Source organism: Desulfobacterales bacterium (assembly GCA_029211065.1).
In the GTDB taxonomy this organism is placed as follows: Bacteria; Desulfobacterota; Desulfobacteria; order Desulfobacterales; family JARGFK01; genus JARGFK01.
Genome location: JARGFK010000041.1, coordinates 1 through 25,360, shown reverse-complemented (window position 1 = coordinate 25,360; position 25,360 = coordinate 1). Strand labels below are relative to the sequence as shown.

Below are 25,360 nucleotides of genomic sequence, written 5' to 3'. Positions count from 1 at the left end.
AGCTATGCTTGATGCTTTTGTAGGCGGCCTGATACTGGTTTTCCAATGGAAATCATTTCTGTATCTGCTCCTCGGCGCGGGAATCGGATTTTGGGTAGGGATTCTGCCAGGATTAGGGGGGGCGACGACACTGGCCCTGATGATGCCGTTTATTTATAAAATGACCCCCCAGGAAGCGCTCCCCTTTCTCTTGGGGATGCATTCGGTTGTCCAGACGACGGGGGATATTACGTCGATTCTTTTCGGCATTCCCGGGGAGGCCACCACGGTGGCCACCATCGTGGACGGCTATCCCATGGCGAAAAAAGGAGAGGCCGGACGGGCCATCGGCGCCGCCCTCATGAGCTCCCTGATCGGGGCGGTATTCGGCGCCATGTTCTTGGCCATCTCCATCCCGATTGTGCGGCCCCTGGTCCTGGCGTTCGGATCGCCGGAGATGCTGATGGTCATTCTGCTGGGGTTGACCTGTATCTCTTCCTTGAGCGGCCAGGACCGCCGGGGGCTTCTGCTAGGGCTCCTGAGCGGCGGCATCGGGCTGCTGTGCTCGCTGGTGGGCCAGGACCGCCAGGCCGGCATCCTGCGGTTTACGTTCGACTCGCTTTATCTGTGGAACGGGCTGCCGGTTATCCCGGTCCTGGTCGGTCTTTTTGCCGTTCCGGAAATCGTCGACCTTGCGGTCCGGGGAACCGCCATTGCGGGAGATGTGCCTTCGGGCAAGCTCGGCAAGGGGGTGATGCAGGGGGTTCGGGATACGTTCACGCACTTCTGGCTCACCGTCCGGTGCAGTCTGGTCGGTTCGTTGATCGGTATTCTGCCGGGACTGGGGGGCGGGGTGGCCCAGTGGATGTCCTATGCCCATGCCACCCAGAGCGCCAAAACGGTGGAAGAACAGGAAGGCTTCGGCCAGGGGGATATACGGGGCGTCCTGGGACCGGGTGCGGCCAATAATTCCAAGGAAGGCGCCGGCCTGATTCCCACGGTCGCCTTCGGCATTCCCGCCAGCAGCGGCATGGCGATTCTGCTGGGGGCCTTTTTTCTCCTCGGGCTGGTGCCCGGCCCGGAAATGCTGACCAAGCACCTGACCTTGACGTTTTCCATGGTATGGACGATTGTGGTGGCCAACATTATCATCGTCCTGGTGAGCTTTCTTTTCATCAACCACATTGCGGCGCTGACCACGATCCGGGGCAAACTGCTGATCCCGTTCATACTCCTGCTGACATTTATCGGGGCCTATACCTCAACCAATCATATCGGCGATCTGATTACGGTCCTATCGTTCGGATGCGTGGGGTATTTCATGGTGCGGTTCAACTGGCCGCGCCCGCCTTTTATCCTGGGCTTTATCCTGGGCGAACTGGCCGAGACCTATCTGTATGTTTCCACGTCCCGATACGGCTGGGACTGGCTGTATCGACCCAAGGTGATTGTTATATTCCTGCTGGCGGTGGCGGTGGCGGTTTATCCGTTTATTCAACGCAAAAGACTGCAGAAGGGAGAATCGTCCGATGAAATTTAATGGCGGCGCAGCTATGGGCCTCTTTGTTGCAGGGATTTCACTGGCGGTTGTCATCACCGCCGCCGGATGGCCGTTTAAAACGGCACTGTTCCCCGTTGCCATCGGTGTGCCGGTTTTTTTAATGGCACTAACGGAATTTTTGATAAACCTGACAGGCAAGGGAGAAGGGGTTGGAGATGCGGCCGGGTTTGATTTTAAGCTGTCGGACGGCGATGGCGACAGCCGGACCGCTTTATTCCGGACCCTGCGAATATTCGGTTGGATTTTCGGATTCTTCGTTTTGATACTCCTGGTCGGATTTCCCATTGCAATTCCGATTTTTTTCCTTTCTTTTTTTAAAATCTATGGAAAGGAGAGCTGGAAACTATCCATCGGACTGTCCGCAGTCGCCTGGGCGAGTTTTTACGGCCTCTTTGTCTGGCTTTTGAATGTACCCTTCCGGGAAGGCTGGGTTTTCAGCCTACTTTTTATTTTTTAAAAGGTCTGCAAGGTTCGCAAAGGGCCGGTGGGCAAGACCCGGCCCCTGATCCGGTTCAGGTGTGTGCCCAATATCATATTGAGCGTCCTCATAACGCGAATGTTCATTGTCATGACAATACCGGCACAGCAGCTCCCAGTTGCTGCCGTCCGGCGGATTGTTGTCATGATTATGGTCCCTGTGATGGACGGTCAGTTCCCGCAGTCTTTTGCCGCTGAAATCACGCCCGCAGCGGCCGCAGACCGGGGCAAAGAGCTTGAGTGCTCTGGCCCGATAAGTCTGCTCCCATTTTTCGCGGTTGCGCAGGGCCTCGGCAACGATCCGATTCCTGTCGCCGTTTTCCGGTCCTTTTTCCCCCGATGTCATCCCTATTTCCTTTCACAATAAATTATCGCCGGCACCTGCTTCAATCAACATTCACGGAAGATAATCCGTGCAGGTGATTTTTTCACTGCTGTTACCCACCAGCCGGTTGCGGCATTCAAAGTAGCGGCTGTAGTTTTGAACGTAAAATATAATTTTAATTTCGACCATGTTGTCTATCTCACGCTTCAGGTTTTGCGGCATATTTTTTTTGGTATAGCCCCTGTGGGAGAAATGATCTCCCACACGGCTGAATCCCCCCTTTTGAAAGGGTTCACCCGTCGGGCCGACGCCGAAATATTTTTTCAAGGCTGCAACCACGGATATTATCTCATTTTTTATTTCTTTGACGGGAGGGTTTCCGGGATCTCCATAAGAAAGCACGATTGTGATTTTATTTTCATCCCAGTCGTAATCCACAAAGGACGAATGGGGGGGCTGGAACCGGATGGTGAGATCGTTTCGAAACCCCTTGAGTTCATTTTCGAGTTTGTAGATGCCAAAGTCCAGCAACGATACGGAATCATTGATGAGAAAGTTTGCACTTTCATTGGGTTCCGCCTGGGCCTGGGGTACGAATGCGGCCAGCAGGCATACAGCCATGATGGTGCCCCTAATGGATCGTAAACAAGGGGTGAATTTCATGTTCTCTTCCGTTACTCCGGGTCCGGCTTCTTCCAGCGATAGGGCAGTTCCTCTACGGTGCCGGGTTCAGTCATTACGTTCAGTGCGTTAAGGGCATCCAGAATGACGCGGCGCTGGCGCCCGACGTTGCCCGGCTCGCCGAGCATGCTGCCCCGGGGAAACTTCACCAGCAGGGCGCGGGGAGGTTTGATGTGGCCCATGCGGTCGGCCATATTGCCTATGGATATGGTGGGAATTCCGGCCGCTTCGACCTGACGCTGAATCAGACCCACGGTCTGATGGCATTTCGGTCAGACCGGCACCAGGAACAGCACATCCACGCCGGCCGCTCGGATCCGGCCGATGAGCTCCGGAACAGCCTTTGTAACCAACGGCGCAACGTCGTTGACATAGCTGAAACTGTAATGTGACCGGGCCAGTTTGCCGATGATGCCTTCCTTTTCCAGCTCTATGAACCGCTGGATGGGGAAGATGGTGTTAAAGTCCTGTTCCGCCAGGCTATGGTCATAATGGGCGTGGGAAAAGCCAAGGTCTTCCTGCTGAACGGTCCTGGGAATTTCTCGATAGGAGGGGTCTCCGTGGATCGATTCGGTATCAAAAGGGGGCTGGCTGTCCTTGAGGTAGAGCCCGCCGCTGGTAACCAGGGCAAAGGTCTGTTCCGCCGGCTTTCCGCTGTAAGGGGTCCAGGGAACGTCATCGGATATTACAAAAGGATACTTTTTAACGATCTCATCCATTTTGCGGGCACGGAAGTCCGGCAGGCTTTCCGTAACCCATTTTTCATAAGCGGCTTTAAAGGTGTTCAGATCAAACGCCATTGTTTTTTCTCCTTTCTTTATGGAAAGCTGCGATCAGGATGCTTTTTATTTTTTGGTATATATCCGGGTCGCTGCTGGCGCGCGGACCGGCCACATTCAATGTTTTGATATGATGCAGCGCAATCCAGGCGGCAATCATGGCGGCAGCCTTAAAGGTCGGGATCCGGTTTAAATCGATATGCAGGCAAAACCGCTCATGCTTTTCCGCCAGATCCTGTGTCAGGGCGGAACCACCGGACAGCGGTCCGTGGGAAAGGATCAGCGTGCCGTCGGAATCCACAACATTTTGTTCCGTTCGAACGGCATAACTGTCGGTGGGCATTTCGCTTAAATGATAAAGAAGCGGAACCGCTCCGTCTTCGGCCAGCCGGCCCTTGGGCACCCAGCCGCCGTGGGGAATGTCGATTTCAATGGCGGCGTCCAGCGCGGCCCGGTCGGCTCCGGTTTGTCCGCCGGAGATAATTTTTTCAATCATGATCATTCCTATCCGGTTGCGGCCGGAAAGTTAACCAGAAACGTCGTTTCTCCGGAACGGTGGCAATCTTCGGCTTGGCTGCAGAAACTGCAGCTGCTGATCCGGCCGGGGCAAAGATCCCGCTCCCTGGGGATATATTTGCATCGGGTTGAGCGCATTTCGATTTGAAAATGATACCGCTCGGAAAAAATTTTCATGCGCAGCAGGTCCGCACCTTTGCCGCCGGCATTGAATTCAAAAGGGTTGCGGGTTGAGTAGGATGAAATATCCCGGGATGTGAAAAATCCTTCGAAGATCCGCTTTTGCGCTTCCGCGGTGATGCCGACACCATAATCATGGACCCTCAGTACCGCTCCCTCCCCACCCTTGTAAACATCCACTTCGATCTTGCCTTCATCCGGTGTGTTTTCGATGGCATTCCGGAGCAGACCGTCCAGCACCTTCTGGACGACATCCGGGGGAAGAAGTATCCGGGGGACGGGTTCAATCCGGTGGATAATGTCGATCCGGCGTTCTGAAAAACGGGGTTTTAAAGCTTCCAGCCGGTTCAGCAAAGTTTGACCCGGGTCGATGTTCTTCGAAACTGCAACCGCCGGCCCGAAAAGTTCGTCGATGCGTTTGCGCACGAGCCCCACCAGTTCGCCCTCTCCGGCATTTTCTGCAATCAGGCTTTCCAGTTCGTCTGCGCATTGTTCCAACAGGAGCACCAGCAGGCCGTAAGCCTTGGGTTCCCTGCCCTGCATGATGTCGTCCAGTTCATACTGGATGTCGAGGATGCGGTTCAGGTTACGCTTGACCCTGTCGACGGTGGGTTTCCAGACAGGCTGGGGGATGTCGCTTATTTTTTTGACCAGGAGACCCAAGGAACTGGTGATGATGGCTACGGGCGTTTTGAGCTCATGGGATAAATGGTTGATGACCTTGTCCTTTGCCCGGTTCAAACCCGTTACTTCGCTATAGGCTTTTTTAAGCTCTTCGGTAACCCTGGCGTTCTTGATGGAGAGGGCGACGGTGCCTGAAATCGAGCTGAGCAGCTCCACGTCCGATTTGCCGAAGCCCCCCGATTTTTTGTTAATGGCACAAAGAACGCCGACAATTCGCTCCCGCCCCCGCAGGGGAACCAGCACCAGGTTGCGGGTCTTGTAGCCGAACTTCTTGTCCCTTTCTTCGTGAAGGTGCCGATTGATGGAGGTATCGTTAATGATGACCGGTTCGCCGTTCCGAATGACAGTGCCGGCTTCGAGCTCATCGATGCCGAATCGATATTTTTCGACCCTTTCCTCGGTATCAATGGCGTCAAAGGCGGCGCCGATGGCAAAGAGTTCTTTTTTTTCTTCATCCAGCAAAATAACCATGGCTCCTTCGGAATTTAGGAGCCGCTTGATTTCGCTGTTGACATAATTGAGGCGGTCGTCCAGTTCGGGGTGCATGGGCAGGGCCACGCTGATTCTTAATAGGGCTTCGGTGAATCGCAGTGCTTTCTTTAAATCCTCCGAAAAGCGGGCATTCTCAATGGAAAGGGCCACGGTTCCGGCAATCAGGCTGAGCAGCGCCACGTCGGACTCGTCAAAACCGCCCTCCTTCTTGTTGATGGCGCATAAGGTGCCGATGGTGCGTTCACTGCTTTTGAGCGGCACGACCACCAGGTTGCGGGTCCTGTAGCCGAACTTTTGATCCCTTTCCTCGTGAAGATGCCGATTGATGGAGGTGTCGGAAATGATCACCGGCTCGCCGGACCGAATCACTTGTCCGGATACAAGCTTGTCAATGGGGAAGCGGACTTCCTGCACCCGCCTTTCGGTGGCCATGTCATCATAGGCGGGCCCCAGCATGAAGAGGTCTCCCTTGATCTCATCGTAAAGAACGGCGATGGCGCCTTCGGTGGAGAGCAGGCGTTTGACTTCGCAGTTGACATAGTAGAGAAGCTCCTGCAGGTCCGGATATTCCGGCAGCGCCATGCTGATGCTGAGCATGGCTTCATTGCTGCGGGTCATTCTATTTTCCTGGGTGACATCCCTTAGAATGACAATAATGCCGGCGGTTTCATTTTCAGTTTCGGAAAAGGTGGCGGCGCGCAGGACGACATCCAGCAGCCGTCCGTCTTTGGTCAGGCGCTGGCTTTTATAACCGGTTAAGACCCGCTCCTGGAGAAGCCGCTTGATGTCTTCCCGGGTCGTTTTGACAAGCTCCGGGGGTATATAGGGAATCCGCTTTCCTTCCAGTTCGGGCAGGGTCCAGCCGAAGGTTTCACTGAATGCCGGGTTCAGGTAGGAGACACAGCCGTCCAGGGTGAAAACCACTATGGGATAGGGTGCAAAATCCAGCAGGGCCCGCAGCCGTCTTTCGGTCCGGCGCAGTTCCTGCTCGGCGCGTTTGCGGTCCGTGATATCCTGAAGGGTTTCAATGGCGCCGGTGATCCTGCCGCTGTCGTCCATCAGGGGAGCGGCTGTAAAAAAAAGCCATTTGCCCTCGCCGCCGACACGGGGAAAAAAATTTTCCACTTCATAGGCGCCTTCGATCAGGGCGGAGCGGCTATATATGCCGGGATAGTGTCCGGCAATGGTATCCTCGGAAACCCCATCGACGATGAGGTCGGCCAGGGTGGGGCGTTTTTGCGTATAAAATGTTTTCCACTGATCCGTGGTTCCCACCAGCACGTTGGCTGATATGCCGGTGAGACTCTCCAGGGCGCGGTTGCAGTGGGTGACGATATGGTTCTGATCGATAACAAACGCTGGGATGGAAAGCCCCTGAACAATCTGGGCAAGTCTTTTTTCGCTTTCCCGCAGTGCCGACTCTGTTTGCCGGTTGACGGGAGATGCGTCATCGCGCTGTTTCTCTAAAACCTCTTGGGGCGGTTTTTTGGGCATGGTGATCCTGTCTGGTTTAGGAATAATTCAATTAATTTCTTTTAATTTTTAATGGAATCTATCGAAACAGTCAATAAAACTCAGCGGTTTTTATCGATCATGTCATTTGGACTGCCGGCGAGGCAGCCTGCAGCTTTCAAGGCTGCAACATCCGGACCGGTTTTCCGGCCAGCCAGGCGGCCACATCTTCCTTGGCATGACGGAAATAGATTTGAAAGCCCTCTCTGCAGACATATCCCACATGCGGTGTCATCACGGTGTTGGGCAGACGCAAAAAGGGGTGATCCGGGGGGAGCGGTTCGGTCTCGAAAACATCGAGTCCTGCGCCGGCGATGCGGTTTTCCGTGAGGGCGGCGATCAGAGCCTCCTCATCGACGATGGGACCGCGGGATGTGTTGATGAGATAGGCGCTGGGCTTCATCAGCCCGAGTTCACGGGCGCCTACCAGACCCCGGGTGCGGTCGCTTAAGACCAGGTGAATCGTGATGATGTCTGCGGCGGAAAAAAATTCATCCTTTTCCACCCAACATGCGCCGGCTGCTTCAGCCTTCTCCGGCGTCAGGTTTTGGCTCCAGGCGATGACGTTCATGCCGAAGGCCAGTGCCACACGCGTGACCTGAATTCCCAGTTTGCCTAAGCCCAATACGCCCAGGGTTTTGCTTGCCAGACCGGATCCGATCCCATCTCCCCAGCGGCCGTCGCGAACCGTACGATCCAATTGCGGGATTTTTCGCAGGCAGGACAGGATCAGGGCCCAGGCCAGTTCAGCCGGCGCTGTTTTGGATGACGCGGTGCCGCAAACCGTAATGCCGCTTTCCTGGCAGGCGGCCATATCAATAGCCAGGTTTCTGGCCCCTGTGGTCACCAGCAGTTTCAGGTGGGTGAGTTTTTCGATCAGGCTGCGGGGAAAACGGGTGCGTTCGCGCATGATCACCAGGATGTCGTATGGCAGCAGGCGCTTTGCCAGGGCCGTTTCTTCCTTGATATTGTCCCGGAAAACATCGATTTTGATTTGGGGTCCGAGACTGTCCCAGTCCGCCAGCTTCAAGGCAACGTCTTCTATATCGTCTAAAATTGCCAGTCTCATTTGACCCTCCTTTTCAGTCCTGTCTGGCGGCTGCGTTCTTTTTCAGGGCCGTCACCAGGTCTTTTACGCTCCCGGGCGGCGCTTGCCAGCCGGGCCTTGCCTCCATAAGAATGGCATCCTGGGGGCAGCCGGAAGCGCATACCGCGCAGCCGAAGCAGCGATCCATATCCACCACCGGTGCGTTCTGGTCGCCCATTTTCAAGGCTGCGGGGGGGCAGCGACCGATGCAGGTTTCGCAGGCCACGCAACGTTCGGGATCAACAACCGGCCCAAAGCCCGAATTAAAGACCAGCGCAGGCCGGGGCTGTTTAAGAATCTCGGTGACGACCTCGCAGTGCCAGCGGTCGCAATTGCACAAAAAGTCGATTTCCTCGGCGGTATTGCGGCTCATGTGAATCAGTCCGGCCGCTTCGGTTTCATACAGAAGATTTCTGGCTTCCTGACGGGTCAGCCTGCGTCCGCCCAGCCTTTCAAGCGCGAATTCACCGGCCTTGCCGAACCAGAAACAGACTTCCATGGGCATGTCGTGAACGCTTTCGCCCCTTAAGCGGGCTGCCTGACGGCAGAAACAGGTCCCCACGCAAATGGTATCATACTTATCGATGTAGGTCTGGACCTGATCATAGGTGTGAATCGTGTTGCCGGCGTTAATTTGGGCTTCGTCCTTCTGAATCCGGCCGGCAATGTCAGCGGCCGTGGCGGGCTTGCGGGTCAGGACATTGTTGATTTCAGCCTGCCGGGGTGTGAACAACGCCTCCACCAGCGCATAGAACTCGGGAACATCCATACCGGCATAGGGGCCTCCTCGTTTTGTCATAACTTCAAGCATCTGTTTGTAAACAGTTGCCGTCATAAGTTTCCTCCTGAAGCTTGCATGAAATCTGATGAGTAGCTGTTTTGATGTTTAATATAAAAAGATTTGGAAAGAATTTAATCAGGTTCCCCTGAGAGCTTTAATCCTCATACTCTGCTCAATTATCGAAACCCATGCCGAAAAGCAATCTTTTCAAACATCCGCGCCAGCCCGGTTCCCAGTGCGAAGATGGATTCAATGTTGAGGTTTTTCTCTGCCGTGGCGTCAAAGAACATATTAAGGTCGGATTCGAATCCGTCTTCCGGTTTGGTGTAACTGATCAGGATCGGCACCTTCGGCAGGGGGTGCAGGACCAGGGCAATGTCGGCATCGTAATGGTTTTCCACCGGGCGGCCGTTAAAGATACGGACGATATCCTCAAAAAGATCCGGATAAATGTCCGCTACCCGTTTAATGGGTTTCTCGCAGCGCTGGGCAAACAGCCGCTGCCATGTCCGGCCGTTTTTCAATTCTCTGAAAGGGACCCATTTTCCGGAAGGTGAAATCCCGCTGCCCTCGAGGATATGGCTCAGCGCCGGGATGGCCACCCATGAGTGGATGTGAATATCCGAAGAAAGGTTTCCTTTTGCATCCACACTGAAATCTTTACCGAGAACCTTGAGGGTCAATTTGTTGTCGCTGAACCGAGCCCCCAGACGCTTGGCTGCAGCAGCCAAGTCGATGGAACCGATTTTTTCCTGCAGTTGTTTTGTCTGAACGTCGCCTTCCGCCGCGACACCGTCGGGGGGCGTTATTCCGGCGCCGAACCGTTCAATGATATCACGGGGCAGGCGGGGGCACTCATTTAACTGCTTTTGTCCCTTGAAAACAGCGGCGGCAAAAGCCAGGCAGGTGGGCAGATGGCAGTCCCGGCAATTGGACTTGTCGAGCAGCAGGAAGATTTCCATGGTATTCTTGAATCTGGACATGCCTGAAATTCCCGGTCAGTTGAGGCCGAACGGTATGATGTTCCAGCCGTCCGTCACTTAAATGTATGTCAGCAGTGGGACTTAAAAGTCAAGGCCGCAATTGCTTTTTATCCCTGCCCATTGTTGATATTTTGCCGAAAATATTTGAAAGTTAATCCGTAGCCATGCAAAACGGGATCTCCGCTTCGCTCCAACAAGACTTGTCGACGAGCTCCCTTCGGTCTGAGCTCAGAGTCGAAGACAAATCGAGCTGCTGCGGGGAATGCGCTCGCGATTGCGGTTCAAGGGGGAGACCGATTTTCTATGGGAGCGGTCCGGCAGGAGATATCAGGAAAGAAGGTCGCTGACATTGATCTGGAGCATTTTTACGCTCGCCAGGATTCGCTCGGCATTGCGTTCAATTGCCTGAATTCCCTGGGCCTTATCAATGAGCACCGTAGCTGATGTTTCGATTTGTTCGATCGTTTTGCTGATTGTTTCAAGATCTAAACTGTCCATATCCGGTTCCTCCTCGATTAATTTATTCCAGCATAGAAAACCTGGTCCTCCCCCGCCGGATGGCGGGATTTTCAAAGGGCCAGATCAGAGTTCAGTGGCTCTGTCGTATGAAGTGCAAAGACTCTAAATCCGAAGCACGAAATCCGAAATCCGAAACAATATTTAATGACCAAAATTCAAATGATCCAAACAAAAGGCGTATCTGACATCGCGAATATTATTTACTTTTTGCGCTGATCCTTAAACCGTTTGGCCTTGGTTTCATAGCGGGGCAAAGAACCATACGGGTGAAAAGAGATATTGTACCGCAGGCCGGTCTTGTGCCTGAGCTGGTCGTTTAATTTCAGCAAAATTTCCGCTTTTAAATTGTCCGCGCCCGGTTGCAGTTCCACTTTGAGAGAGATGTCATCGGTATCGCCTTTTTTGATAACGATGACTTCGTATTCGTCCCCCAACTGGGGAACGTCCCGCACCACCTCTTCGATGGCCGTGGGTGCGAGCAGCACTCCCTTTACCTTGGTGATATCATCGGCCCGGCCCACGACCCCTCCTTTGATCATGCGGAATGTCCGTCCGCAGGGACATGGCCGGTCGTGCCACATGATGATATCCTTGGAATCGAACCGGACGCAGGGCTGCGCCAGCCGGTCAAAGGCGGTGATGATCATTTTCCCCTGCCGGTTCGGCGCCTCGATTATTTCACCGGTTTCGATGTCTTCGATCTGAACGAGGAAAAGACCCTCGTTGACATGCAGCCCCCCGGGCTGGGATTCACACTCATAGCTCCAAGCCCCGATTTCGGTTGCGCCGATGTGGTCATACACCTTGGCGCCCCAGGCCGCTTCCATCCGTTTTTTTGTGGCGGGGATGCTGGCGCCGGGCTCGCCGGCACAGGTAATCCTGCGGACACAAAGATCTTTGGCAGGGTCCAGCCCCAGGTTTTTTCTGGCAACGTCGGCCATGCCGAGAATATAGGTGGGGGTCGCCATGGTGGCCGTGGCCCGCAGTTCCTGCATCTTGAGCAGGCGGGCTTCCGTGTTGAGGACGCCGCCGGGAACCACTTCACACCCTAATTTTTCGGCGCCGTAATGCCCGGCCCAAAATGCGACAAAAATATTATAACCGAAGGGGATAAATACCCGGTCTGATTTGCGGTAGCCCTGGGCATAAAGAATATAGGCCCAGGATTCCGCCCACCATTCCCAGTCCTGCCAGGTATCCGGCTGATACACGGGCTGGCCGGTTGTGCCGCTGGTCTGGCGGAACGCGGAAACACGCTCCAGCGGAACACACAGCATGTCGCCGTAAGGGTAAGGGTCTTTTTTCTGAATGCCGCGCATCATGCTTTTTTCCACTTTGGGCACCCGGGCGATATCCGCCATGGTGCGGATGTCCTCGGGCGCCAAACCCGCATCTTTATAGAGCTGACGGTGGAATCTGGAATTGTCAAAGGCCCATTTCAGGATTCGTCTGAATTTTTTGACCTGCAGCTCGGTGAGTTTTTCCCTTGGCAGGGTCTCCAGCAGCGGGTTCCAGAACTGATCGGATTTTGGGAACATATTTTTCCTCGGAATTGCGGGCGGCGCGGGATAGATCAGGGCGCGTCGGTTCGATCATTAAAGCTGTCCTTAAGGGCCGTTACAACGGCTTCGGCAAACGCCGGCGTGTTGATATGGGCGTCGACTTCCACAATTTTTATGTCCGGATCGAGCCGGTTCTTTAATTCAACCAGAAATGCGGCGTCCACTTCGGGATCATACAGGACCCCGCCCTCGCCGCTCAATGAGGAAAAGCCCCGGGTGGGTATCAGAAACTTTATTGATTTTTTTTCCGTGTGGTTGTTTAATTTGTCGGCTACTGCCCGAGCAACCAGAACCATTTCCTCCGCACTTGTCCTTGCCTGTACCCGCATGGCATCCTGAAGAAAAAGTTTTCTTTGGGCCAGCTTGCGCGACGTCCAGAGGGGGTCGCCTTCGTCTCTTCTCTGGATCGGGCCGCAGCTGATCATGTCAAACCCGCAGGGCGTAAGGATATAGGGTTTACCCTGCCGGCCGCCGGCATCCAGACGGTCATCTCCGGCAGCGCGGTTGCCCCCCAGAAGATACTCGCTGAAGCCCGAGGGCACCAGATCGATGAAGGCCTCAAAAAGGCCCTGACCCACCAGGTCCACCGCGGCTTTTTCACCCAATCCGGTGGCGTGAAAGGAGATGATATTATAGCTTTGTTCCAGACGCTCCCTGACATATTGGGCACATTGGTCGCAAAATCCGAATTCGGTAAGGGCGACCGAACGCTTTTTCTCTTTTTGGGGTGGTTCGGATGCCTCTACCATTCCGCAAATGGCACCGGCCCCGTTGATCATCAGACTCTTCACCAGGGGGTTATAACCGACGGTGTCCACCACGCTGTGCATCACCGTAATATCCCGGACCCCGAAAAATTCCGCCAGCTTTTTGGCGTAGGCCGGCATGGCGGTAACGCTCGATATCAACAGTTTCGGCAACCCAAACGGCAAGCGTTTCATGGCGGTGAGGCTGATAAAGGTTCCGGTCATTCCGCCGATGGCAATGACGCCCTCCAGATCGCCGGTCTGAAACAGGTCCAGCAATTTATTGCCCAGCCCCTGGGCCATGCCTGCCGATGCCTTTTCCCGCTCTTTTGCCAGGGCCGCCTGGATGTCTGCCATCGTGGTTCCGCCGGCCACGGCAATTTCTTCAGCGGTGATACTGGGTTTCAGCGAAGATGTGATCGCTCCGGTACCGATGCTGATGTCGATCAACAGGGGCCGATGCCCTTTTTTTTCAATGCCGTCCGTAATGAGCTGCAAGGCTTCTTCGCGCTCATCGAGCATGCCGATTACCGCAATGGCCATGGTCGACCTCCCGCTAATGGAAATAGAACCTGTTGATAAGAAGGGTAGTTTTTACTGATCTTTCTTGGCCTGGGCTTTTTTAGCCCGGATACTTTCCATGAAACTTTTCCAGAATTCCTTATCGTTGTCCTGCCAGGCAGCGCCCCATTTCCGCTCAAAATAGGATGACGGCATTTTCTTTTCCCAGGGATCCCAGGTGCTCTTGCCTTCGGTTTTGGCCTTTAAAATGCCGATGAGAAACTCTTCGATTTCCCCCATTTTTTCTTTGGGAATGTAAGAGGCGGCACCTTCCTTGAAAGAGCGCGCAAGACTGTCGGGCTTAAAGGCGTGGGCCGTTAACATGACGGCCGTGATGTTCTTTTCTCTGGCGATTTTCAAGAGGGCATAACCGTTCACGCCCATGATATCCAGAATGGCCAGATCAAACGATCGGGTTTCCAGCAGATGTTTGGCTTCACCGAATGTTCCGGCTTTGGCGATTTCGCACTTGGGTAGAAGCTCTTCCAACACTTCCAGCACGTCCGGTTCATCATCGACGATGAGAACCTTTTTTCCGTCCAGCAAACGGCCTTCTGGCATGGCACCCTCTCCGTTTTAATTTGTTGTGTCCCATCATGGATGGGGCAAACAGCTCCGATGGGGACGGAACTGTTTGCCGATCCTGACGACGGGTTCATTCATAGCATATCCGGTGCTAAAATCCCAGCTCCGACCACCGGGCCTGGACTTTTTTCACAACATCCGGGTCCAGCACGATGGGTATCGGTTTTTTCTTCCAGTCGAAGGGAATGGTAGCATCCAGGAGCAGCCGGCCGGTAATTTCCCTCTGGTCGATGGGAAGCGAGGGGTCCAGCGGGGTGGACCTTCCCCGTTTGATGACCTGGGACCGGTTCGGCTGGAACCTGAAGCTCAAGGCATACATTACCCGGGGGATATCCCAGGGGTCAATATCGTCGTCCACGACGATGACGGTTTTAAGACCATAGGCGCCCATCTCCGTTGAGACGGCAGCGGTCAGCACCTGATCGGCGTGGCCCGGGTACATCTGCTTCAGGGAAATGATGGCCAGGAACCTGCCGGAGCCTTCCGGCGGGCAGTAGACCGCCTTGATTCCCGGGATCTTCATGTTCACCAGCTGCTGCCACAGGGTCGCGCCATAGGTCAGGGCCATGGTCATGTGCGTATCCGTTACGGCCCGTCCCACGGTGGTGCCCCAGAAGATGGGGTTGTTGCGGTAGGTGACGCATTTTACATCGATGAAATTGCGGGGGTCCGTCCCTACGCCGGAGTAATATCCGGTATATTCACCAAAAGGGCCTTCTTCCATAAAGGCATCGGCGTCCACCTCGCCTTCCACCACGATTTCGGCGGTGGCCGGTACGGGCAGGTCGCTGGTTTCCGCCTTAATCACTTCAATCCCTTCTCCGCGGATAGAGCCCGCCAGATCGTATTCAGACTCAAATGCCGACAGCCGGGCGGTTCCCAAAAGGAACAGCAGCGGGTCGCACCCCACGACAACGGCAACGGGCATCGGTTTTTTCAGTGCCTGATATTTTTTAAGCATGATATCGGCGTGCTTGCCCTTGATGAACTGGGTGCCCAGGTGGTTTTTATCCAGGAGCTGCAGGCGGTAGGTTCCGATGTTGACCCAGCCGGAATCCGGGTCCTGGGTGATGCAGATATGGGCGGTTCCAAAATATCGTCCGCCATCCAGCGGGTAAAACTTGGGAGAAGGGAATTTGAAAAGATCCACATCCTTTCCCATCATGATATTTTCTTTGCAGGGGGCGCTTTTCACCCATTTGGGGGGGACTTTGTTTACATTTTTATCCACCCACACTCTCATCAGGTCCACCAGGGATGACTCGCGGGGTTCACCCATGATCAGCGCAAGTCTTTCGGTGGTGGTGCAGACGCTGGTGATCACAGGAGAACTATAATCCTTCACATTCTCGAAGAGGAGCGCCGGTCCTTTTTTTTCCTCATTCAGCTTGGCGATGTGGGACAGTTCCAAATCCCAGTCCACCGGCGCCTTGATTCTGTGCAGCATTCCCTCTTTTTCAGCCTGTGTGATAAAATCTCGCATGTCTTTCATAAAAACCGTTTCCTCCTTGCTTGATTATTAAACGTTATTCACTGACCTTAATCCGTTTCATGGCCTGCTCCAGCAACAACTGGTAGCCGCTCTTTGCGCCGATTTTAGACTCGGCCTTACGCTGACTCCACACGGTTTCAGGACGGGCCTGCACAATGAACAGGTTGTCCGGAAAAGGAAAATCCCTGTCTATGGCCCATTCGATATCCATGGCGCGGCCGTAATGCGCTTCAATGTCTCTGGCCGCCTGTACCAGCGCCTTGACCTCCCTTTCCTCCAGACAGCATTGGCACTGCCGCTCCGGATCGGTATCGGCATTGATCACTTCCCTGCTGACCGGATCATAGACGCATTCAATATGCTTGGTGGAGATGGTCCTGGAGACGGTCTCCCGCATGACCTTGTCCACGAGAAATTTGTCCGGATTGACAGAGCCGGAGACCACCGTTTCGCCCAGCCCCCAGTTCCCTTCAATCAGGATTTTAGAGGGGTCGCCGTCGGTGGGGTTGATGGTGAACATGACGCCGGCTGCCTTGGAATTCACCATTTTCTGAATGCCGACACTGATCAGGACTTTTTCATGGGGGAATTGATTCCGGACCCGGTAACTGATGGCCCGGGGGGTATACAGACTGGCCCAGCACTTCTGGACCCTGTCAACAACCCTGTCGGCGCCTTCAACCCAGAGGTAGGTATCCTGCTGCCCGGCAAAACTTGCCGTCGGCAGGTCCTCGGCTGTTGCGCTGGAACGCACCGCCACCGGAACAGCTTTAAGCCCACATTTATGGCATAGTTCGGCATAACCCGTTTCAATGGCCCCTGAAATATCTTCCGGCAGATGTGCGCCCTTGATCAGTTCCTGGATTTCGGCGGCGGCGGAATTTAGCGCAGATACATCTTCTACATTTAAACCTGCAAGAATTTCGACAATCCGGCTCGCAATTCCCGCTTGGGTGATAAAATCCAAATACCCGGCGGTGGTTACGGCAAATCCCGGCGGGACCTTAATGCCGGCCTTGATGAGCTCCCCCAGGCTGGCATTTTTGCCGCCCACCAACGGAAGCGACCGCTTATCCAGATTCTCGAAGATAATTGTATAGGCCATTTCGTTCCCCATCTTTCTTTTCGCTCCGGCTTGGGAAGGGAGGATTGGGGGCCGCACACCCCCATCCTCCTTTCCCGAAGGGTAAACAACATGGCAAAAATCGACCCCATCCTTTGAATCCACCAGAGGTTGGAAATACAAATGAGGCCTGTTTGCGTAATTTTCATTAGAATATCGAATTATTAATCACACTTTGCAATGTTGTTTATGCAACGTTAGGGTTTATCCCGCTCTTTTTACAATGGTGACGACACCGGTATCGCCGTCAACTTTAAGAATATCACCGGTTTTAATTACCGATGTGGCGATGCCGGTGCCGGTAACGGACGGGACGCCATATTCTCTGCACACAATGGCGGCATGGCTGGTAAGCCCGCCGATATCGGTCACGGCTGCCTTGATATTGGTAAACACAGGGGCCCAGGAAGGATTGGTATTGGGGCAGACAATAATCTCACCGGGTTTAAGATCGACAATTTCCTTGAGCAGCTTGAGCACTCTTGCCGGACCTTCAACGACGCCGGCTGAAGCGGCAAATCCCTTAATCTCTTTGACATCTCCCGCTTTGGGCGAGGACACGCCCTTGAGCCATTCCTTGACTTTGTCGGTGGTGACGCCCCACAGCATGATGGTAAAAGGTTCTGCTACCTCTTCCGGCGGAATGCCAAGGGCCGGCGTCGGATTCCACTCACCGGCGGCCTTGAGGATATTTCTGCGCTTCTCCGCTTTCGTCTTGTAGAAATCGCCCCGCACAGGGATATCGACCCCCAGGGCCCAGGCAGTGGCGACTTCGGTGAGGAGTTCGGGAATCTCGTAGCGGTGAAACATGAATATATCATCCACTTCGTTTAACATTCCGTTGTCCACCAGCAGTTTGCCGAACTTTCTGACCTTGTCGAACCAGATCGTGTGGAACCAGTGCTCCACCCAGAAGAGATGATCTTCGGCATAGCGGTATATGGTCCGGATGGTGTTGAATGCGCCGTCAAAAGATTTTTTGTCATCTTCGGTTTTAATCAGTTTGCGGTATTCGGCGACGATTTCTTCGCGCTCTTTATCGATATTCTCCAGAGACCGTTCGATGGTTTCGCCTTTTTCCAGCCGCTCCATGTAGCTTTTGATATAGCCGTATGGGATTTCCGGATTCGAGATCCAACTGCCTTCATAATGGAGCCAGCCGCTGCCGCAGGAGACATAAAACCAGGGATCCTTGGCGGCATCGTACGCCTTGAGCCAGTTTTTTCCGGCCGGTGTTTTTTCAAGATCGGCTATTTTTTTATTAACAGCGGCACTGGACTTTAGGACGGCGGCCACTTCCGGTGATTCGGTTGCCAGCCGGGAGAGCCGGCAGAGCTCTTCCTCGGGACGAAACATGGAAACATAAGCCCCGGCCACCATTTTGCCGATGGCGCTCTCGCTGATTCCCGGAAAGAGTTTGCGACAGACATCGCCGAACATGAGATAGGCCAGATAGGTCAGGTTCAGCATTTCGAAATGGTACTGCCAGCCTTTGAACATCTGATTGACCAGGGTGTCGAATGCAGCAATCAGTTTATAGGAATCATAAAAACCGACAGGGGCGGGCAGGACCTGATCTTCAGGGACAAATTTAGGGAGTTCCGCCGGTACTTTCAGGGCTTTCATTTCTTCGCCCAGGGCTTTAAATTTGGTCAGCCATTTGTCCCACAATTCTTCGTAATGATCAAAAACATAGAATACCCGCTTTCCAAACAGTTCTGCTTTCTCCCCGATAACTTCGGGCGGCGGCGGCGCAATGGCGCAAATGTACATATAACACCCCACCATTCGCTGGGCGATCCCCTGGGCCGGCGGGATGCAGAATACCCGGGTGGTATATTGCGACAGCGAGATTTGCCATGCCTCCTGAAAGAGCAGGTCTAAAGGCGGCATTGGTTCAGGTGCGTGAATTTTGTCCTGATACCAGAATTGTTGTTTTTCCCAGTCGGCCCGGTCTCCTGAAAAGAGATGGTGCGAGGGATACATCTCTTCCCAGCCTTCAAGTTCCGGCGGGACTTTAAATTCATGGGGGTCCGGAAATCTTCCTGCTTTTTCTTCTGCCATGGGTCTTCTCCTTTTCGGTTGAAAGGTTGATGTCGGTCTAAAGCCGCAAAGAGTGAACCGGTGGAAATGTCCCTTTTTGCCTCATTTCTGCGACCGGTCCATCCCACTGAAGGGGAACGGCTTCCCGGAACTGAAATAACACTGAACATTCTTCAAGGTTTCAGCGGCTATCCGACAAAGATGAAAAAGCACGAAATCGGGATGCGGAGAGCAGAGAATGGATCTGAAGTTCAGGATTCAGAGGGAGCAATGAATTGTGTGCATAATTTTTTATGAACCCGCAGTAAAAAACTGTCAAACTAATAATATTTATGGTATCTATAAAAATAATTTATGAATTAAAACATGTATAAAAAATACTTAACCAACAAAGGAAAGAGCGGTTGATCAATTACAACCAGTTTCGTATCTTTTATCATGCCGCCAAAAATTTGAGCTTTACGGCTGCAGCCGGCGAGCTTTTCCTCACCCAGCCGGCGATCACCGCACAGATAAAAGCCTTTGAAGCCCATTGCGGAATGAAACTGTTCATTAAAAAAGGGCGCGGCATCCACTTGACCGAACAGGGCCGGACCCTTTTTGAATATGCCCGGCAGGTATTTGAGCATGAAAAGGAAATTGAGAATGTTATCGAAGAAATGAAAGAGGTCAAACAGGGCGTACTTCGCCTGGGCACGACCAAGGCATACGCCCGCTATTTCATGCCTTCATTGATCTCCAGTTTTCATAAAGCCTATCCCCACATTAAAATACACCTGGATGAGGGCAGTTCTCTTGACATGATCAACAGCCTGGTTGAACTGAAAAACGAGGTGGCGGTGATTGCCAAGGCAGCGGACAATCCCAAGGTCGCCTTTGTCCCGTTCAGCCAGGAGGAGCTGGTGGCGATCCTGCCGCAGGGCCATCCCCTGGCACGTAAAAAGGCAGTGGATTTCAGTGAGCTGGCAAAAGAGCCGATTATCATGAAAGAAGTGGGCTCCGGTACCCGGAAGCTGGTCAACACATTATTCATAAACCACAACTGTACGCCCAATGTGCTCATGGAAACGGGCAACAGTGAGTTTGTCAAACAATTGGTGCAGCAGGGTGAAGGGATTTCTTTTCTGGTGAGGGCTGCTGTGGCCCTCGAACTAAAGGAAAAAAAGCTGGCGACGGTCCGGCTGCAAGGTCCGCAGATCTATCTGGATGTCAGTTTTGCCTACCTTAAAGATATTTTCCTTTCACCGCCGGCCAAAGCCTTTGTCGAAGTCCTGCGAAAACTGTGGGCCGGGGATATTCGTCCCCAGGACATCGGTTCCTTAATGGTAAAAATCCTTGCACAGAAAAGATAAGGATCAGGCTTCTAAGCAGGACAAAGTTTTTCAAAAGTCCGGATGATGGCTTGGGCGAATTCAGGCGCATTAATGTGAAACGGGAGCAGCGTCAAGACGGATGATTTATCCAGGCGGCCCTTCAGGGTCCGGGCGAACAGGTTTCGGGCGCCAGGGTCGGGAAAGGGGCCGTTTTCGCTGTCAAAGGCAGAAAATCCCCCCATGGGAACTAAAATCGCCAACGGTCCCCTGGCTGCGTTGCATCGTTCTGCAACGGTTCGGGCCAGAATCTCCATTTCTGTATGGTTGGTACGCAGGACGGTAATGGCTTCGTTATGCTGATGATAGGGCCGGCCGGGAAACAGCTTGAGCGCCGCCTGGAGAGGCCCTGCCACGAGAAAATCAATATTGCCCGGCACCAGAACGGTAGGGGATTTATGCTGCAGGGCGGCCATTCCCCGGGCAGGGCCGGCATCGTAGTCTCCGCCGAAGAGATGATCCGCAAGCTCATGCAGCGATATATCAATCACTGCGGCTGGGTTATCCTGCCCTATCATCTCCTCCATGGCCATGCCGCCGGATCCGACGGTATGAAAGGTGACGATCTCATATCCGCGTTTTTCAAAATGCTGCCGGACCTGCTGCACACAGGCTTCCGTGGTGCCCAGAGTGGAAAGGATGGCCAGAGGCTTTTCCGGCGGCGGTTTTTGCGTCACCCCCTTGAGCATCCCGGCCATTGCCATGGCGCCGTTTCGAAGAACAGCCCGGGTGATCCGGTTTAAACCGGAAAGATCGCAGACGGAATGAAGCATGCAGATATCCCGGGTTCCCACAAAGGCACGGGTATCCCGGGAAGCCATGGTGGAAATCATGACCTTTGGAAAGCCGATGGGAAAGGCACGCATCACAGCCGTTCCAAGGGTCGTTCCCATGGAGCCACCCAGACCGATGGCGCCATGAATTTTATTCTGTCGTTGGAGCGCTGCGGCAAGCCTGACGGCCCCCTTTATCATGGCTGAAAGGGCTTTGCCCTCGTGTCCCATACTGCGGACAACTTCAAGGGTCTGGCCGCCGGCAGCCGCGACTTCTTCAGGGTGAATATCTGCCGCTACAGGGCTTTTTCCCCTGATGCCCGCATCCAGCAGCAACACCGGAATTCCGGCTTCCATGAGATGTTCCCGGAGGAAAACGGCTTCCCTGTTTTTTGTGTCCATGGTGGCGACAAGAAGGACCTGGCGGGGCTGCTCCATCCAAACCTCCTGTTTCATTGCCGGTTTAATATTAAAATATAGAAAACCAGGTCTCCGGGTTTCGAACTTTTTGTCATCTTTCAGGCGGTCATTTTCGTGTCCTGGTTTTTAATCATCGCATCCATCATGTCGGCGGCAATCCGGGCAAAGGGGCGTTCGTTGATATGATGATCCACCTCGGTAATGTCGATGCCGGGATTGATATCTTCTTTCAGGGTATGAATAAATAATCGGGTGGCGTCAGGCGCAAACAAGGGACCGCCTTCACGGTCTGCTTCAGACCACCCCCGGAGCGGAATCAGTATTTTAATGTCCGGGACGGATTTGTTCACCTTGGCAGCCAGCTGTTTTGCCAGGATCCGGGTTTCGTCGTCTGTCAGCCGGACGGCGGAACGAAAATCGTAGAAGAAAATTTTTCGATCCTTGTATGCCAACGGGATGGTGTCCCGGGTAAACTCCAGAACGGCGCAGTCCAGCCCGCCCGGTACGACCAGGCGGGGCAAGTGCGTGCCGGCCGCCGGTTCCAGCCGCCCCGGCCCAATCCCGCCGCAGTATCCGCCTTTTAAGGCATCGGCCAGCTCATGGGTTGCCAGATCCAGAATGCCCTGGAAATATCCTTCAGCCGAAAGCTCTTCCATCGCCATTCCGCCGGTGCCGTTGGCATGGAAGGGAATGACTTCATAACCGGATTTTTCGAGGTATTTTTTTACGTTTTCAGCCGCCGCCGTGATGAAGCCGAAAAAGGTTAATGCGATCCGTTTTTTCATTTTCCCAGGCTGCCAGCGGCTCTGTACCATGCCGCAGATGGCGGCCGCTGCCCGGTCCAGCACGCTGCCTGAGATGCTGTTGACGCCCAGCAGATCCACCACGCTGTGCATCATGGTAATGTCTTTGGTCCCGACGATTTGAGCCATATCCCTGGACGCCACCGTAGAGACCATCACCTTGGGTATTCCCACCGGCAGGACGTGCATGATCCGGGTGCACAAATGGGTTCCGGACCCCCCGCCGGCTGAGATTACCCCGGAAATGGCGCCGGCGGCGTAAAGCTCTCCGACGCGTTTGCGGGCTTTTAAAATCATGGCTTCAATCGCTTTATCCCTGCTGCCGGTAGCGTCGACGCCGTCTTTTTTAATTTCGGCAAACAGGTCCATATCCACCGGAAAGGGGGAGGGGGCCTTAACGCCCACATGAATGGTTAGGGCCGGTTGCCCCCGCTGCCCGATCTGCTTTTGAAGAAACCGATGTTCTTCGCCCTTTGAGTCAAATGTCCCCAATACGGCAATGGACGCATTTTTTTTCATCGTAAGCCCTCTAAAGGTCTAAATTCGTTTTTCATGCTGCCGGACATTCCCACGGGACAGCGAGGCAAAAATTCCTGCAAACGTGAGACCGGAAAATATCATCAAGGCGAATTTAATACTTTTGATTAGCTGGGGGTAAACAGCCGGGATGACGGGCACACGCCCCAGAATGACCGCCAGGACCAGGGTTGCGATACCCATGCTGAACAATTGACCCAGGACTCGCATCGTTCCGGCCGAACCGGAGGCGACCCCCAGAAAACGGCGTTCAACCGAACTCATGATGGCGTTCATGTTCGGTGAAGAAAAAAATGCGAAACCAAAACCCAGTAAAAGGAGCGTTGCGACAATATATATTAAATGGGTATCTACTGTAAGCCGGGTAAACAGCATTAAGCCGCAGGACGTCAGCGCCATGCCTGCAGACGAGATCAGGCGAGGTTCGATCCGGTCTGAAATCTTGCCGGCCAGCGGTGAAAAAAGGGCCATCATGACGGGTTGAGCCATCAGAATCAGGCCGGCCGTCTGGGCATTCAGGGATTTGATGTACTGCAGATACAGGCTCAGCAGAAAAGTAACCGCAAAGGTGCTGCTGTAGTGAATCAACGCAGCTAAATTTGACAGCGCGAAAACTTTGTTGTGAAGCAGAAGATCCATCTGGAAAACCGGGCTCGCTACCCGCTTTTCCAAGACAACAAAGGCGATAAACCCGCAGACGCTCAACAGAATCAGGCCGATGCTTTTTTTGTCGGGCAGCAGCGAGAAGCCCACGATCAAAATAATCAGGGACAGACCGTAAAGCAGACTGCCCCAGATGTCGAAGGATTCGCCTTGGGCTTCAGCCCATTCCCCTTTCAATTTGAGGAAAATGAGGCCCAAAACGGAAAAGCTCAACAGAAAGGTGAGGGCAAACAGACTGCGCCAGCCTATCTGGGTGGTTAAGATGCCGCCGATAAATGGACCGCTGGAAAGTCCGATGTAAACGGCCGATACGGTGATTCCCAGCACCTTGCCGCGTTCGCCCGGCGGGTAGACGGAAGTCAGAATGGCCATGGTCGTCCCAAAAAACATGCCGCTGCCGATGCCTTGTATGATTCTAAAGACAATCAGTGCATACACGGACCATGACAGGGCGGAAAATAAAGAGGCCGTCGTAAAAAGTGAAAACCCGATCACCATGATTTTTTTTCGGCCGTAGATGTCCGACAGCCTCCCCATGGGAACCAGGGTCACGCCGATGGCAAGGAGGTAGGCCGTCGCTATCCAGCTCAGCAGAACGGCATCGATGTGGAATGTCTGTGCAATGGCCGGCAGGGCGACGTTAATGGAGGAGCCCATGAAAGGTGTAATAAAATAACCGCTGACCGCTACAATCAGCGCTGATTTTTTAGTGCTTTCCAGATTTTCCATCCAAATGACCTTTCTATGGAAAGGATATAAACCCTGTCATGTTTTTTATATAGCTGCAGGGTAAGGTTAACTGCCGGATGATGCCGTTTTTTCTCTGCAGGCCCTGATAAAAAAATCGAAGAGTCGGCGCTGATCTCCATTGCCCGCCATCCGTTCCGGATGCCACTGAACTCCCAGTAAAAACCGCTTTTCCACACCCTCCAGAGCTTCGATGACGCCATCTGCAGCCAGGGCCGCTACACGAAGACCGGCGCCGATATGGTCGGGGTGAACCGCCTGGTGATGGGCGGAGTTAACGACCATATGCGAGGTTTTAAAAACCTCTGAAAGAGAAGTGCCGTCCACAAGGGTCCCCCCATGGGAAGCATCTTGCGTGTATGAGATCGCTTTGTGGTTCTCAACCGGATTCAGGTGCTGGATGAGCTTTCCGCCCAGAGCGATATTGATCAGCTGCAGCCCCCCGCAGATACCCAAGACCGGTATTTTAGAAGAGAGCACCTGCCGGGCCAAAAGGATGTCCGCCCGGACCCGGCGCGGGTGCGCAGGAATTAGTTCCGGCTGCGGTTTTTCTCCGTAAAGTTCCGGTGGGTAGTCTTCGCCGCCCGTGAAAACAAAGCCATCCAATCGATCAAGGTATTTTTCAAGAAGCTGAGCGTTTTCCAGAGGCGGAATCGGCAGGGGAAGCCCTCCGGCGCCGGCAACCCTATCGACATAGGGGGCATAGACATCGTAGCATTCACGAAACCGGGGATCGGAAGCGGGATATTTGGGATAGCAGGTGTAATCCATATTCAGGCCGATGATCGGTAGTCGCATTTTTCCTCCGTGATATCAACCGAAAGAGGGCAATCGATGATTTCTTGGTATCACCATCCGCGGAATTATTCAACGGAGTTGTTTAGTATTTTCGAATAATTAAGGCCAGAGTTGCAGAGAAACGCAGCATGGATTGGTCATCATTGATTTTGGTTGGGGAAATCCGGGAGTCGGTAAGGTCAACGGCAGCATCCTGACGCATGATGCGGAGGGGGGACCCGGTATCTTGATTCTCAGCTTGTCATCGACAATAATTGTAATTACAATAGTTGCAAATTTAATTCAATGAAATCTCAAGGAGCAAAATCCATGGAAAATCAAATACGATCAAGGGATGTTAAACTGGTACCTATTGGAAATTCCAAAGGAGTTCGCATACCCAAGGCGCTCCTTCAAAAATATGGCCTGAAAGATTCTCTTTTAATTGAAGAAACAGACAAAGGACTGCTTCTTCGCAGTAAAGAGGAAAGCAAGCTTTCCTGGGAAGAGACGTATAAAACCATGGCGGATGAAAAGGAAAAGTGGGACGATTTTGACACAACGCTTCCGGACGGTCTGGAGGATGAGGGCTTTGAATATTA

The 25,360-nt window shown here is 53.5% G+C and carries 24 protein-coding genes; 4 read left to right on the top strand and 20 right to left on the bottom strand.

The window, feature by feature from the left end; all coding sequences use genetic code 11:
- Positions 1-4 precede the first annotated feature (4 nt).
- Positions 5-1,519 carry a tripartite tricarboxylate transporter permease gene (locus tag P1P89_10930; GenBank protein MDF1592019.1) on the top strand — a complete coding sequence of 505 codons (1,515 nt, stop codon included), beginning with the start codon at positions 5-7 and terminating at the stop codon, positions 1,517-1,519.
- The gene (locus P1P89_10925; protein MDF1592018.1) at positions 1,509-1,997 is read left to right on the top strand and encodes a tripartite tricarboxylate transporter TctB family protein; all 489 of its coding nucleotides are present in this window, start codon (positions 1,509-1,511) and stop codon (positions 1,995-1,997) included. Before P1P89_10930 ends, P1P89_10925 begins: the two co-directional genes overlap by 11 nt.
- Here the strand turns inward: P1P89_10925 and P1P89_10920 are convergent.
- The 16 genes from P1P89_10920 to P1P89_10845 all read right to left on the bottom strand — a co-directional run bounded on the left by P1P89_10920 (position 1,980) and on the right by P1P89_10845 (position 18,689).
- On the bottom strand, positions 1,980-2,363 hold the full coding sequence (locus P1P89_10920) for a YajD family HNH nuclease (protein MDF1592017.1): 384 nt from the start codon (positions 2,361-2,363) through the stop codon (positions 1,980-1,982). The genes P1P89_10925 and P1P89_10920 overlap by 18 nt on opposite strands.
- A gap of 51 nt (positions 2,364-2,414) precedes the next feature.
- Positions 2,415-2,963 (bottom strand): hypothetical protein, encoded by a 549-nt coding sequence (locus tag P1P89_10915; GenBank protein MDF1592016.1) that lies wholly within the window; start codon positions 2,961-2,963, stop codon positions 2,415-2,417.
- Positions 2,964-3,016: 53 nt separating this feature from the next.
- Positions 3,017-3,277, bottom strand: a complete 261-nt coding sequence (locus P1P89_10910; GenBank protein MDF1592015.1) for a hypothetical protein — start codon at positions 3,275-3,277, stop codon at positions 3,017-3,019.
- Between the two features lie 18 nt (positions 3,278-3,295).
- Positions 3,296-3,823 carry a glycine/sarcosine/betaine reductase selenoprotein B family protein gene (locus P1P89_10905; GenBank protein MDF1592014.1) on the bottom strand — a complete coding sequence of 176 codons (528 nt, stop codon included), beginning with the start codon at positions 3,821-3,823 and terminating at the stop codon, positions 3,296-3,298.
- On the bottom strand, positions 3,813-4,298 hold the full coding sequence (locus P1P89_10900) for a putative molybdenum carrier protein (GenBank protein MDF1592013.1): 486 nt from the start codon (positions 4,296-4,298) through the stop codon (positions 3,813-3,815). The genes P1P89_10905 and P1P89_10900 overlap by 11 nt, the downstream gene beginning before the upstream one ends.
- 8 nt (positions 4,299-4,306) lie before the next feature.
- Positions 4,307-7,168 carry a GAF domain-containing protein gene (locus P1P89_10895; GenBank protein MDF1592012.1) on the bottom strand — a complete coding sequence of 954 codons (2,862 nt, stop codon included), beginning with the start codon at positions 7,166-7,168 and terminating at the stop codon, positions 4,307-4,309.
- A 136-nt stretch (positions 7,169-7,304) separates the two neighbouring features.
- Positions 7,305-8,255: a D-2-hydroxyacid dehydrogenase family protein gene (locus tag P1P89_10890; protein ID MDF1592011.1), complete on the bottom strand. Its 951-nt coding sequence runs from the start codon at positions 8,253-8,255 to the stop codon at positions 7,305-7,307.
- A gap of 13 nt (positions 8,256-8,268) precedes the next feature.
- Positions 8,269-9,108 carry a 4Fe-4S binding protein gene (locus tag P1P89_10885; protein ID MDF1592010.1) on the bottom strand — a complete coding sequence of 280 codons (840 nt, stop codon included), beginning with the start codon at positions 9,106-9,108 and terminating at the stop codon, positions 8,269-8,271.
- A 122-nt stretch (positions 9,109-9,230) separates the two neighbouring features.
- Complete coding sequence (locus P1P89_10880) at positions 9,231-10,037, bottom strand: DUF3786 domain-containing protein (GenBank protein ID MDF1592009.1); 807 nt, start codon at positions 10,035-10,037, stop codon at positions 9,231-9,233.
- Between the two features lie 327 nt (positions 10,038-10,364).
- Positions 10,365-10,535, bottom strand: a complete 171-nt coding sequence (locus tag P1P89_10875; GenBank protein ID MDF1592008.1) for a hypothetical protein — start codon at positions 10,533-10,535, stop codon at positions 10,365-10,367.
- A 221-nt stretch (positions 10,536-10,756) separates the two neighbouring features.
- Positions 10,757-12,094, bottom strand: coding sequence for a phenylacetate--CoA ligase family protein (locus P1P89_10870; protein MDF1592007.1), 1,338 nt, complete (start codon positions 12,092-12,094; stop codon positions 10,757-10,759).
- A 35-nt stretch (positions 12,095-12,129) separates the two neighbouring features.
- Positions 12,130-13,407 carry a Tm-1-like ATP-binding domain-containing protein gene (locus tag P1P89_10865; protein ID MDF1592006.1) on the bottom strand — a complete coding sequence of 426 codons (1,278 nt, stop codon included), beginning with the start codon at positions 13,405-13,407 and terminating at the stop codon, positions 12,130-12,132.
- Positions 13,408-13,458: 51 nt separating this feature from the next.
- On the bottom strand, positions 13,459-13,986 hold the full coding sequence (locus P1P89_10860; protein ID MDF1592005.1) for a response regulator: 528 nt from the start codon (positions 13,984-13,986) through the stop codon (positions 13,459-13,461).
- Positions 13,987-14,101: 115 nt separating this feature from the next.
- The gene (gene ppcB / locus P1P89_10855; protein ID MDF1592004.1) at positions 14,102-15,502 is read right to left on the bottom strand and encodes a phenylphosphate carboxylase subunit beta; all 1,401 of its coding nucleotides are present in this window, start codon (positions 15,500-15,502) and stop codon (positions 14,102-14,104) included.
- A 34-nt stretch (positions 15,503-15,536) separates the two neighbouring features.
- Complete coding sequence (locus P1P89_10850) at positions 15,537-16,607, bottom strand: PEP/pyruvate-binding domain-containing protein (protein MDF1592003.1); 1,071 nt, start codon at positions 16,605-16,607, stop codon at positions 15,537-15,539.
- Positions 16,608-16,829: 222 nt separating this feature from the next.
- A complete protein-coding gene (locus P1P89_10845; protein MDF1592002.1) occupies positions 16,830-18,689 on the bottom strand; it encodes a PEP-utilizing enzyme in 1,860 nt (619 codons plus the stop codon).
- A gap of 383 nt (positions 18,690-19,072) precedes the next feature.
- Here P1P89_10845 and P1P89_10840 point away from each other — a divergent pair, with 383 nt between their 5' ends.
- Positions 19,073-20,020 (top strand): LysR family transcriptional regulator, encoded by a 948-nt coding sequence (locus tag P1P89_10840; protein ID MDF1592001.1) that lies wholly within the window; start codon positions 19,073-19,075, stop codon positions 20,018-20,020.
- Positions 20,021-20,031: 11 nt separating this feature from the next.
- On the opposite strand, the gene P1P89_10835 is transcribed toward P1P89_10840, so the two are convergent.
- The 4 genes from P1P89_10835 to P1P89_10820 all read right to left on the bottom strand — a co-directional run bounded on the left by P1P89_10835 (position 20,032) and on the right by P1P89_10820 (position 24,779).
- Positions 20,032-21,249 carry a Tm-1-like ATP-binding domain-containing protein gene (locus tag P1P89_10835; protein MDF1592000.1) on the bottom strand — a complete coding sequence of 406 codons (1,218 nt, stop codon included), beginning with the start codon at positions 21,247-21,249 and terminating at the stop codon, positions 20,032-20,034.
- A gap of 80 nt (positions 21,250-21,329) precedes the next feature.
- On the bottom strand, positions 21,330-22,553 hold the full coding sequence (locus P1P89_10830) for a Tm-1-like ATP-binding domain-containing protein (protein ID MDF1591999.1): 1,224 nt from the start codon (positions 22,551-22,553) through the stop codon (positions 21,330-21,332).
- A gap of 18 nt (positions 22,554-22,571) precedes the next feature.
- Positions 22,572-23,963: an MFS transporter gene (locus P1P89_10825; GenBank protein MDF1591998.1), complete on the bottom strand. Its 1,392-nt coding sequence runs from the start codon at positions 23,961-23,963 to the stop codon at positions 22,572-22,574.
- 66 nt (positions 23,964-24,029) lie between these two features.
- Positions 24,030-24,779: a gamma-glutamyl-gamma-aminobutyrate hydrolase family protein gene (locus tag P1P89_10820; protein ID MDF1591997.1), complete on the bottom strand. Its 750-nt coding sequence runs from the start codon at positions 24,777-24,779 to the stop codon at positions 24,030-24,032.
- A 309-nt stretch (positions 24,780-25,088) separates the two neighbouring features.
- Here P1P89_10820 and P1P89_10815 point away from each other — a divergent pair.
- The coding region (locus tag P1P89_10815) for an AbrB/MazE/SpoVT family DNA-binding domain-containing protein (protein MDF1591996.1) at positions 25,089-25,360 on the top strand (272 nt) is incomplete at its 3' end.